The organism is Gillisia lutea (assembly GCF_021568705.1).
Classification (GTDB): Bacteria; Bacteroidota; Bacteroidia; order Flavobacteriales; family Flavobacteriaceae; genus Gillisia; species Gillisia lutea.
The window spans coordinates 1-11,041 of record NZ_JAKGTH010000013.1 but is presented as its reverse complement, the minus strand read 5'-3'; the positions used below and the strand labels follow the sequence as shown (position 1 = coordinate 11,041).

The 11,041-nt window shown below is 32.0% G+C and carries 12 protein-coding genes; all 12 read left to right on the top strand.

Annotated features, from left to right (window positions below):
- The first annotated feature begins 85 nt into the window (after nucleotides 1-85).
- The 12 genes from L1I30_RS14265 to L1I30_RS14215 all read left to right on the top strand — a co-directional run bounded on the left by L1I30_RS14265 (nucleotide 86) and on the right by L1I30_RS14215 (nucleotide 10,857).
- Nucleotides 86-613 (top strand): hypothetical protein, encoded by a 528-nt coding sequence (locus L1I30_RS14265; RefSeq protein WP_236134983.1) that lies wholly within the window; start codon nucleotides 86-88, stop codon nucleotides 611-613.
- A 165-nt stretch (nucleotides 614-778) separates the two neighbouring features.
- Nucleotides 779-1,420: a hypothetical protein gene (locus L1I30_RS14260; RefSeq protein WP_236134982.1), complete on the top strand. Its 642-nt coding sequence runs from the start codon at nucleotides 779-781 to the stop codon at nucleotides 1,418-1,420.
- Nucleotides 1,421-1,585: 165 nt separating this feature from the next.
- Entirely contained in the window at nucleotides 1,586-2,740 is a 1,155-nt protein-coding gene (locus L1I30_RS14255) for a DUF3800 domain-containing protein (protein WP_236134981.1), read from the top strand.
- Between the two features lie 194 nt (nucleotides 2,741-2,934).
- Complete coding sequence (locus L1I30_RS14250; RefSeq protein ID WP_236134980.1) at nucleotides 2,935-3,714, top strand: hypothetical protein; 780 nt, start codon at nucleotides 2,935-2,937, stop codon at nucleotides 3,712-3,714.
- Nucleotides 3,715-3,993: 279 nt separating this feature from the next.
- Nucleotides 3,994-4,206, top strand: coding sequence for a hypothetical protein (locus L1I30_RS14245; protein ID WP_236134979.1), 213 nt, complete (start codon nucleotides 3,994-3,996; stop codon nucleotides 4,204-4,206).
- Between the two features lie 481 nt (nucleotides 4,207-4,687).
- Nucleotides 4,688-6,025: a nucleoside hydrolase-like domain-containing protein gene (locus L1I30_RS14240; RefSeq protein ID WP_236134978.1), complete on the top strand. Its 1,338-nt coding sequence runs from the start codon at nucleotides 4,688-4,690 to the stop codon at nucleotides 6,023-6,025.
- Between the two features lie 234 nt (nucleotides 6,026-6,259).
- On the top strand, nucleotides 6,260-6,706 hold the full coding sequence (locus L1I30_RS14235; protein ID WP_236134977.1) for an SRPBCC family protein: 447 nt from the start codon (nucleotides 6,260-6,262) through the stop codon (nucleotides 6,704-6,706).
- A gap of 222 nt (nucleotides 6,707-6,928) precedes the next feature.
- Complete coding sequence (locus tag L1I30_RS14230; protein ID WP_236134976.1) at nucleotides 6,929-7,102, top strand: hypothetical protein; 174 nt, start codon at nucleotides 6,929-6,931, stop codon at nucleotides 7,100-7,102.
- A 1,073-nt stretch (nucleotides 7,103-8,175) separates the two neighbouring features.
- Complete coding sequence (locus L1I30_RS14225) at nucleotides 8,176-8,988, top strand: hypothetical protein (protein ID WP_236134975.1); 813 nt, start codon at nucleotides 8,176-8,178, stop codon at nucleotides 8,986-8,988.
- A gap of 154 nt (nucleotides 8,989-9,142) precedes the next feature.
- Nucleotides 9,143-9,661, top strand: a complete 519-nt coding sequence (locus L1I30_RS14220; protein ID WP_236134974.1) for a hypothetical protein — start codon at nucleotides 9,143-9,145, stop codon at nucleotides 9,659-9,661.
- Between the two features lie 695 nt (nucleotides 9,662-10,356).
- Nucleotides 10,357-10,581, top strand: a complete 225-nt coding sequence (locus L1I30_RS14365) for a PLD nuclease N-terminal domain-containing protein (RefSeq protein ID WP_373314899.1) — start codon at nucleotides 10,357-10,359, stop codon at nucleotides 10,579-10,581.
- Nucleotides 10,582-10,602: 21 nt separating this feature from the next.
- On the top strand, nucleotides 10,603-10,857 hold the full coding sequence (locus tag L1I30_RS14215) for a hypothetical protein (RefSeq protein WP_236134973.1): 255 nt from the start codon (nucleotides 10,603-10,605) through the stop codon (nucleotides 10,855-10,857).
- The last annotated feature ends 184 nt before the right edge of the window (nucleotides 10,858-11,041 follow it).

Sequence of the window (11,041 nt, the reverse complement as noted above, 5' to 3'; positions counted from 1 at the left end):
ATTAACAGCGTAAATCAATTTTAACCTGTAGCCATATTTCAGGACAAGACATATTGTAGAAAGAGAATAGAACTATATAATTGTAATGAGATACATTTTAATATTATCGCTATTTCTAATTAGCTGTAAACAAGAAAATAGAAAAGAAGAAATAAGAAATTCTGATTCAGCTCATTCTCAAAAGAAATATCAATTTCAAGTAAATTTTCCTGATACAGTTTATGTTAATGAAAAAAATGATGGAACAATCGTATTTAAAAGTCCTATAGATACAATTACAGAAAGCTTCTCAGATCCAGAACAAGATAGATATGTTATATTCAGAACACTGCCTAATAACGCATACAACTTCTTAAATGAGCAATTCAATGATTCTTTAAAAGAATATAGAATTGGAGCTATTGATAATAGAACAATACCATTTTATGATTTAACCTTTGAAAAAACTGGAACTTATGAAATTGAAGGTTTAATCAATGATCAAGTTCTAATTGGACCAAATACAAGATTCAACAAAAACAAAGAGGACTTTAGATTAGTAGAAAAGGATTTTCCTGTCTCATTCAAAGTAATAGTAATTGATAGCATTCAAAAAAACAACAACTCTATTTAAACAAAATGGAGAAACAATACTATGCACAACAACGGTTCATCGCCAATAAGCGGCAGCATTAGTAAGAAAATAATTAACTTGACCAACGAACTAACACTAAGCCGACAAATCCGCGTCACCTACTCCGCCAACTGGCGATAACCGAGACCGTTGCCAAACATTTTGATGAAAAACTTATTCTACATAACTCTTATTTCGCTAATTCTTATCAGTTGTGATAGTTTTAAGGTTGAGTCTGATAAAATTCAAATCTCATCTTCTGACTTCAGAAAACTTGAAAAACTTCCAGAATTTCAATTGGTCGATTTAGACTCTATGGATAATTTCGGTGAACTGAGAACGGAAATGGGGAAAGTTACTTGTGATAAGAAAATATCTGGGTTAAAATTTCAATATCAAGATACTATTTACAAAACAATTGCAAGTGCGGACTGTCCTACATCAAATGAAATTTCATGTTATTTTAGAAAAAACATTCTAATAATAAAAAATGATTCACTTGTACCTGATCTAAGAAATCGGAATAAAAAAATACCAATTGAAAATCTTAAAAATGTTCTCACTGATATAAGTTCTATACCATATAATTTTGAATACGATAAAGACATTCTAAAAGCAGCTCTTATCCATATTTATATAGAAGAAAAATATCCAATATCAAAAACTAAAAAAGTTTTAAAAGAGATTGTAAAACAATTTGAAAATATTAATTCTGGAAAGAAAACTGATTACTTCAAATATATAATTTTGATTGAACAATTTGACTTATCGAATATTCCGCCTCCGCCTCCGAAAGAAAATTCGTAAAACAAAACGTTAGGCAACATCGGTTAAGCGCAAATAGCGGGCATTCTGATGAAAAGTGCTATTTTAGATACCAAGTAAAAAACAACTAAGCCGACAAGAACGTGTCCCTACTCCACGCTACTTGCCTTAACCAAGACCGTTGGGGCCAATTATAATAACAGAATTTTGAAGAAAGCTAAAATTTATATTGATGAGTTTGGTAATACTCACTTGGATTTAAGTAAAAAAGGAACTTTTAGTCACTTCGTTTATACCGCTTTTATAATTAGTGAAGATCAAGAAGAAAAAGCAAGAAAAATTAGAAAAGAGATTTGTCACAAATTTCGACTTGGACCAAATATAAAATCTAAAAATCTCAGTGATAAAAAATACTTTCAAAAACGACTAGATATTTTAAAATATCTGATTGATAACCTAGACTTTACAATTGATGTTCTAATAATTGATAAAAGTAGGATTGATAATGAGAAAGGAGGATTAAAGCATAAACAAGTATTCTATAAATACTTTCAAAAACTCTTTGTAGGTAAGTACAATGAGATATACGATTCATACGAGATTTATCCTGATAAAGTTGGAGAAGACTTCGTATCAGAATTAGAGAGATTTATAATGCAAAATGCAATCAAACCCGACTTATTTAATCCAGACCGTAGTTATGAACTTGCAGATGATGTCAAAGATGAAAAGTTAGTTCAATTAGCAGATATTGTTGCCGGATCTTTAGGAAGAATATTTTGCTCAAGTCATTCAAGCGAAAAAATGGATGAAATCTATGAGATCTTACATACGAGATTAACAATTCAACACTTTCCGTTTCAATCAAATTATCAAATTAAAACTACAGAAGAAGATGAGAAATTGAATTTGCTTATTAAAAAGTTGAGTGGAGAAGTTTTAGAGCAATACATCGAAAGTGCCAATTATAAAAAGGATCATTTGCAAATTAGACTTTTGGATTATTTAGCACTTCAAAACAGAATGAGTCCTTATAGATTAGTGCCGAGCTATGAAATTGTAGATTATCTAAAAAACTTCACAATGCAAATGAGTGAAGAAAGACTTAGAACTATAATTCGAGATTTAAGATATGAAGGTTTATTTATAATTAGTCATAGTGGTAAACCAGGTTATAAACTGGCAAGCAGTTATGAAGATATAATTCAGCATTTCAATCACTTTATGAGATACATCGTACCGATGCTTGAAAAAATAAAAGCTATTAATCAAAAAATGGCTAATACTTCTTTTAATGATGTCAACCCATTAGAAAAAGACGAAAGATTTGAACAAATCAAAAAGCTAATAGGTCAATTATAACTAGCCCCAACAACGGCTCATCGCAAATAACGGGTAGTTTGCTCAAAAAATGGCTATTTTAGAGACCAATTATTCAAACAACTAATCCGACAAATCCGCGTCCTTACTCCCGCAACTTGCGATAGCCGGGACCGTTGGGCATAATTTTCACGCAACCTTTTACTATTTTATGGTCATATATATAAATGGAACACATGAAAAAAATTATAATACTTATAATTACCTTAATTGCTTTAAGTTGTAGCAAGAATGAGGATGAATATATCGGTTCTATAGAAACGGATATTGACTTTATGCCAGTAGAAATTTATAACAATTCAAATATATCTGAGAATCCCACATTAAAACTTAAACTAATAACAAGAGAAGAATTTCCTTGCTATAATTATAGTTTAATAACAACACAATCTATAGAAGATAATGAACTGATAATACGACTTGAGAAAGTCTCAGTTCCAACAATTTGCCTAACTGCCATTGGTCCGGCAATTTCTTACATTGATTTACCAGAAAAAATTAACCAGATTACTTTTATCAATGGAAATATTATTGACCAGTATTCAATTACAATAAATCAAGAAAAGGTTACTATAAACGTTATTGACAATAATTTTACGCACTTATTATTTAATCAAACTTTTAGATATCCTCAAAATTCATTTGCTTATGTCTCTGGGACAAATACTGATAATACAGAAATTTATGACCGGTTTTTAGAAGTACTGAGAGAAAATCCCAAATTCACTGAATTTGAATTTGAAGGAGAAGGAAGAATACCGTATACTACTACTTCAGATGGACATTGGGTTAACCATCCTTCTAAATATTTTACTTACACTGATTACGAAGAATTTGAAAACTTAAAATTAATACTTAAGAATTTTTCAATGGAAAATATTGAGGAAAATTCAGGTGTTTCTATTTCAATTTACGGCTGGAATAATATAAGTTATAATAGTTGGCTAAATAACTAAAAAACTATGCCCAACATCGGTTAAGCGCAAATAGCGGGCATTCTTGTGAAAAGTGTTATTTTAGAGACCAAGTAAAAAACAACTAAGCCGACAAGAAGCCGTCCCTACTCCACGCTACTTGCCTTAACCAAGACCGTTGCCCACAATATGCTCAAAAACCTACTATACATATTCGCTACTATCGGACTTTTAAGTATTTGTATTCAAATAGTTCAATTTTTCATAGAAGAAAATCGGACTCAGTCTTATTGGAATAAATGTGAAAAGGTTGAAATTGGAATGAAACTAAATGAAGCAAGAGAAATTATTGGGGATCTAAAATATCAATATTGGACCCAAGATTCTAAGTCTGGAGAAATTATTATCTATGAAAGAAATGGCGAATTAGAATACTTTTTAGAATATGATTTGATATTTGCAGGTTCTGATAATATGCGATTAATTTTCGACCCTAAAACATTAAAAATAACAGACAAATTCTGTGGAGAGTGAAAAATTGGACTATTCTCAACATATATTTTTCCATCTATTTAATCTGCTGCTTAATCTTTACTATTTTCAATTGGCAGACACTGTCTTATGAAGAAGGTTGGGGTGTAGTTTATATGATCGGACTAATGTTATTTGGAGTATTAGGATTAATAATCGATTATCTACTAAGAAAATTAATTAATGATAAAAAACTTTTAACCTTAATTGATGTTGTAATAATAATTAGCTTTTCAATAGTTTTATTAATAGAACTTCAATTGAATGCATGGAACTAACGCATACAGTGGGCAACAACGGTTCATCGCCAATAAGCGGCACCGTTAGCAAGAAAATAATTAAATTGACCAACAAACCAATACTAAGCCGACAAATCCGCGTCCCTTACTCCGCCAACTGGCGATAACCGGAACCGTTGTGTGCAAGCATTTCAAAGATTTTTAGTGGTACAATAGCGAATAATTAAGTATTTAAAATTTATAAAATGAAATACATTCTTCTTTTTACATTTTTTTTGTGCGTAGAATATTCTTCAGCGCAAGTTAGCAAGAGTGACAAACATAGGCTCATTGTCTCTACCGACCTAGGTGGCACTGATCCCGACGACCTACAATCTATGATTCACCTCTTGGTATCTTCGAATACATTAGATATTGAAGGGCTTATAAGTGCACAGGTTTGGATGGACGACCCTGACAAGACTGATAAAATAATTCAGGTAATAAATTGGTATGAAGAAGTTTTATCCAACTTGAAAAAACAAGCTGCGGGTTATCCAGATGCAAATTATTTAAGATCTATCACAAAGCAAGGTCAGGTAAAATCTAATATGTCTGGTGTAGGCGCAGGTAAAGACTCGCCAGGATCAGAATTGATTATATCGACAGTAGACAAGAAAGGAGACAATCGTCCGGTATGGATTGCCGGATGGGGAGGTTTAAATACAGTGGCCCAAGCTCTATGGAAAATAAAAAACACCCGAAGTAAAAAAGAAGTAAGTGCGTTTGTAAAGAAAATAAGAATCTATGATGTGCTTGGGCAAGATGATGCAGGAGCCTGGATTGCAAAAAACTTTCCTGATATTATTTATATCCGCAATAAAAAAATATATGGGTGGGCACCATCTGATGATTGGACAAAGAACAACGTACAGAACCGTATGCCTTTAGGTAGTCATTATCCAAATAGAATTTGGGCAACCGAAGGAGATACTCCTTCTTTTCTTTACGTTTATTCCAATGGTTTAAACGTACCAGAACACCTTGACTATGGAGGTTGGGGCGGACGGTTTTCCACCAATAAAGTAAGTGGAATACGCGGAATGGATTTCATTGTAAAAAACGGTAAAGATGAAACACAATATGATCCTTATTATATGTATGGCAGTTCAAAAGAGGGTATTGAAGCCATAAACAAATGGAAACAACATATTTGGAATGATTTTGCGGCCCGTATGCAATGGACAACTACAGATGATTATTCTGCTGTGAATCATCACCCAGTAGCGATTGTAGATGGTGATAACTCCTTAAATTATATAAAAATAAAAGCAAAAGCAGGAGATTCTTTAATATTTGATGCTTCTAAATCCAAAGACCCTGATGGAAATATGCTAGATTATAAATGGTTTCTTTATCAAGAACCTAGTACATATACTGATACAGTAACAATAGAAAAGAATTCCAAATCTAAATTCAAAATTATTGTACCATCTGATGCCTCCGGCAAAACAATACATTTAATTTTAGAAATAACCGACAATGGTCTTCCGGCTTTGACTGCGTACAGGCGAATTGTAATAAGCGTAAACAAAAGAGAGTAACTAAATGCCAGCACACAACATCGGTTATAGCAAATAGCGGGTTTTTCTGAAAAAATGTAATTGAAAAAGCCAAGAAACAGAAAGTTAAGCCGACATATTAGCGTACTTACTCCCGCTACGTGTCCATAACCGAAACCGTTGCCAGCAATGTAAAAAAATATAACACAAAAGAAAATATATAATATTAAATTAAAAGGTGAGCAAATCAAGTATTAACCAAAAACTGGTTTAATTATGACAACAAATAGTGTTACAATCCAAAGAATTCTTAAAACCTCTCCAGAAAAAATTTACCGGGCTTTTACAGAACAAGACGCCATTTCATTTTGGATGCCTCCTTATGGATTTTTGTGTGTAGTGCATTCTTTAGATGTGAGAAAGGGGGGAGCTTACAAAATGTCGTTTAGGAATTTTTCAACTGGAAATGAACATTCTTTTGGCGGAGAATATTTAGAAATTAAACCAAATGAATTTATTAAAAATACAGATAGATTTGATGACCCAAATTTACCGGGAGAAATGACCACTTCTGTTTGGTTAAAAAAAGTTTCCTGTGGAACAGAGCTAAAAATAATTCAAGAAGGAATTCCAGAAATGATTCCTGCTGAAATGTGCCATTTGGGTTGGCAAGAATCTTTAGAGAAATTGTCGAAATTAGTAGAGCCGGAAATTCCAGATTAATATTTTAACAAGAACATACACTGCAGGCAACAACGGTTAACATCAAATAGCGGTAGCTGAATAAATTTCAGTAATTTGAGTGTTCAATAAAGTAAATAATAAAGCGGACTAATTTCCGGTCCTTACTCCGCCACTTGTGTTAACCGAGACCGTTGGCTGTAATCCAAAAAAACGATTGTTAAAATGAATAAATAAGCAATTTAATTACATAAACACTATCTTATGAAATTCATAAAAATTTTATTTATTGTTTTAATAGGTATGCTTTTGCATTCTTGTAGTGCAGAAAACGAACTTCCTACAAGTGGCGAAAATTCATTTTTTGCCCGTTTGAATGGAAAAAATTATATTCCTAAAAATTTTACTCATTTTCCTTCTGTACTCAATACGGTCTAAATGCATATAAAAGGGATGGTGCTTGGATTATTGATGTCGACAATCGAACCGATAAGAATATTTTCATTTTAATAGATAGCGTTGAGCAACCAGGAAATTATTTAATTCGAAATGTAGATCTAGAATACCCGAACCAAATCCCTAGAGAAAGACCTACATCTGTAATCATTGGAGATTGGAATTCCATATTCTATGTTACGAAAGAAGAAGAGAATAATGAATATATAAAAATAACCGATGTGCAAGATAGTTTGTTAATCGGAGAATTTCAGAAGATAACTCTCACAGATCCTGAGAATTCCAATAATAAAATTCATATTACAGATGGTAGATTCAATATAAATCTAACCACACTCAATTATCGTTGATCTGATAAATCAATTTAAATTAAATTTAGGAAGTTTAATTAACGTACAAATGATAATACTCATAAATGAAGAATTGGTTGGAAGGACTACAGCCAACAACGGTTATCACAAATAACGGGTTTTGTCGAAAAAGTGTAATTTAGTATCCTAACAAGAAAACAACTAAGCCGACAAGTTCGTATCCCTACTCCCGCAACTTGTGTTAACCGAGACCGTTGCCATTAATAGCTCCTATTTGAATTTCAGCGGAGAACTTCACGAAAGAACGAGTTTACGTATTCGCTTACTCGGGCGGCGGAGCGGAATTAGTTTGGGAAAAATGCGATTTCTGAGCTACTTGTGGAATATTATAGTTTTGAAATTCTGACTTCTAAAAGTATTTTCGGACTAAGAAGATTGTTTGCTGGCTTACTGTTGCGGTTGACTCAAGTAAATGAGCTTTTCGGACTTGAATACAAGTTTTGTATAGAAGTGTGTGAAATCACATCTAAAACAAGAAATAAGCTCCGCAGAGTGGAGTAGGAGCGGTGAAATTGGAGTGTGTCGCTACATAAAGGCAACAACGGTTAACATCAAATAGCGATAGCTGGCTAAATTTTAGTAATTTGAGTGTTCAATAAAGTAATTAACTAAGCGGACTAATTCTCGGTCCTTACTCCGCCACTTGTGTTAACCGAGACCGTTGTGCTCCATAATTTAATTGAGATGTTCGATTCTAAAGATCCTGATTTAAATAGAAAATTATTAGATCAGACAAAACATTTAAAAAAGGAAAGAAGTTTGATAAATAAGAATATTGAACCTTGGTTGAAAAAAATAGATGCCAGTTCATATTCAATTATCGAGAAAAAACAGAAGAAAAAGGAGATTGAGGAATTAGGTCATTTTCTTTACTATTACGATAAAGAGATTTTTATTGAAGAAGTTTTTACAGAAAGTCCCGATTTTATAGTTAAATCAAACGGAAAATTAATTGGAATAGAACTCAAAGATTTTATCACTGATAAATTTGAAAAAGAAAAAGAAGGACTAATAAAATTAATTTTCAAATCTGTCATTAATTATCTTGAAAAAAATCTTAATCAATATAAAGGTAATTATAGGGTCGAATTTATTGAAAAAAAATTCTCTCTTAAAAGAAACGACCGCAAATTAATTGTGCAGGAAATAATTTCAATTATTAAAGGATGCAGTAAAACACCAGGAGTTGTAAAAAGCATCAATAAATTCCCTTATGATGGAATTGCAATGCACAAAGGAGAAACGACTATTGTTGGTAATATCAGTAAAGAATTAGTACAGAATAAAATAAATTCAAAAGAAAAATTAATACCTCTTTATAGAGAGAAAAACTTAAATCAAGTTTGGCTAGTATTAATTATCGGAGGAGTTGAAAAGTCTTCTGATTATTGTCTATTTGATACAGCAATCACTACTCAAGAGTTTGAATCAGCTTTTGATCGAATTTTCATTTATGAATTCTTCGATAGAAAAATAACAGAACTAAAAATTACGTAGCACAACAACGGTTATCGCAAATAGACGGTACCGTTCGAAAGAAAATATTTAACTTGATCAACTATTAAACCACTAAGCCGACAAATCCGCGTCCCCTACTCCGCCAACTTGCGTTAACCGAGACAGTTGGCAGTAAGGCTAAGAAAAAACAACTATGAGAAAATTGATATTATTTCTGATTTTGATTTTTACAATTTCCACTAATTATTCTCAAGAATCCAAAAAATCTGCGATCACAAAAACCGAATTGATTAAATTCATTGAACAAGCAAAAAAGGAAAATAAAGTTTCTCAAAATCCAATAATTGTCTTGGACGAACAAACTGTGATCGAACTTGATTCCATTAAAGACAATCAAAAATTTTATGGACTGATAAGTATTATAAAGAAAGGAAATAAAGGAATGAATCAGGTTTATGGAGAAAATGCAGAGAATGGAATTATAATGGTCCAAACCCCACCTAAAACTCCAGAAGGCGAAGATATCGACACTTCTGAAAGTAAAGTTTTATACTTTTTAGGAAAAAAAGAAATTTCGAAAAAAGATCTTGAAATGATAAATCCGGACTCAATAAAAAATGTGCAAGTAATAAAAGGGAAAGAAAAAATCTCAGAAATAACAGATAAAGATTGTGACGGAATTGTAATCATTAATTTAAAGAAGAAAGATTAGAAAACGATGCCCTACAGCCAACATCGGTTATCGCAAATTAGCGGGTATTCAAGTTAAAGTTATATTTTAGTCATCAAGAAACAAACAACAAAGCCGACAAGAACGAGACCCTACTCCCGCCACTTGCGTTAACCAAGACCGTTAGCTTTAATAGCTCCGATTCGATTATTAACTGAGAAAGTTGATAAAGAAGAAAGTTTCGTTTTGCTTACTCGTACGGCGGAGCGCAATAAGTGCAGAAAAATGGGATTTCAGAGCTGCTTTCGGTAAAACTATATCATTGAAATTCTCACTTCTAAATTTTAATGTGGACTAAGAAGATTGAGTTGAGACTTATTATTGTGGCTGAGTTTCTAAAAAGAGATTCGGACTAAGAAGACTATTTGAAGGCTCACTATGACGGTTGACTTTGAAAAGAAAATATCGGACTCAAATTTGAGATTTAGATAAAAGAAGCAGTGACTTTTAAAACAAATAAAACCGAGTAAAGTGGAGTAGGAGCGGACCAATTGAGATGTGTCGCAACATAAAGCTAACATCGGTTATCACAAATAGCGGTAGCTGACTAAATTTTAGTAATTTGGGTTATCAATAAAGTAAATTTTTAAGCGGACTAATTTCCGGTCATTACTCCGCCACTTGTGTTAACCAAGACCGTTAGCTGCAAGCATCGGAAAAATTCAAATGAAATAAAGATGACAGAAACATTCATAATTCTACTAAGTTTACTGACAATAATTCTTTGGATATGGGCATTAATTGATATTTACAAGTCAAATTTCAAAAATGAAATCCTTAAAATTATATGGTTTGTCATAGTGATATTTTTTCCAATTTTAGGGCCTATAATATATTTCCAGTTTAAAAATAAAATGACTAGCCGACGGAGAAGAAAATTTGAACCTAATTTCAGAAACTGATAAGTAAAGAATTAATATACAATGAGTGAATTTATAGGATTTGTTGTAATAGAATTAATTTTCAATTTTATTGGTGCAATTATTAGATGGCTTTTTGGAACTATTTGGAGAACAATTAAAAATAAACCAAAATTTAAATTCTCAGAATATTTAAATGGGCCTAAAAATTCAGATTATTTTGACGACCAAGCCCACGAAACAAATAATGTTATTATTGGAGTAGTTTCCACATTAATAATCATATTAGCAGTGATTTTAATAGATAGGTTATTGTAAAATGCCAGCAGCTAACAACGCATATTCGCAATTGTGGCAATGAACTAAAAGAAGATTTATAGAAATCAAGAAACAAAATAATAAATCGGACAAATCCGTATCTTCACTACCACAACTGACGAATATACGAGACCGTTGGCAACAATATCAAAACAAAAAATTGAGATTTAAAACAACATTTTTT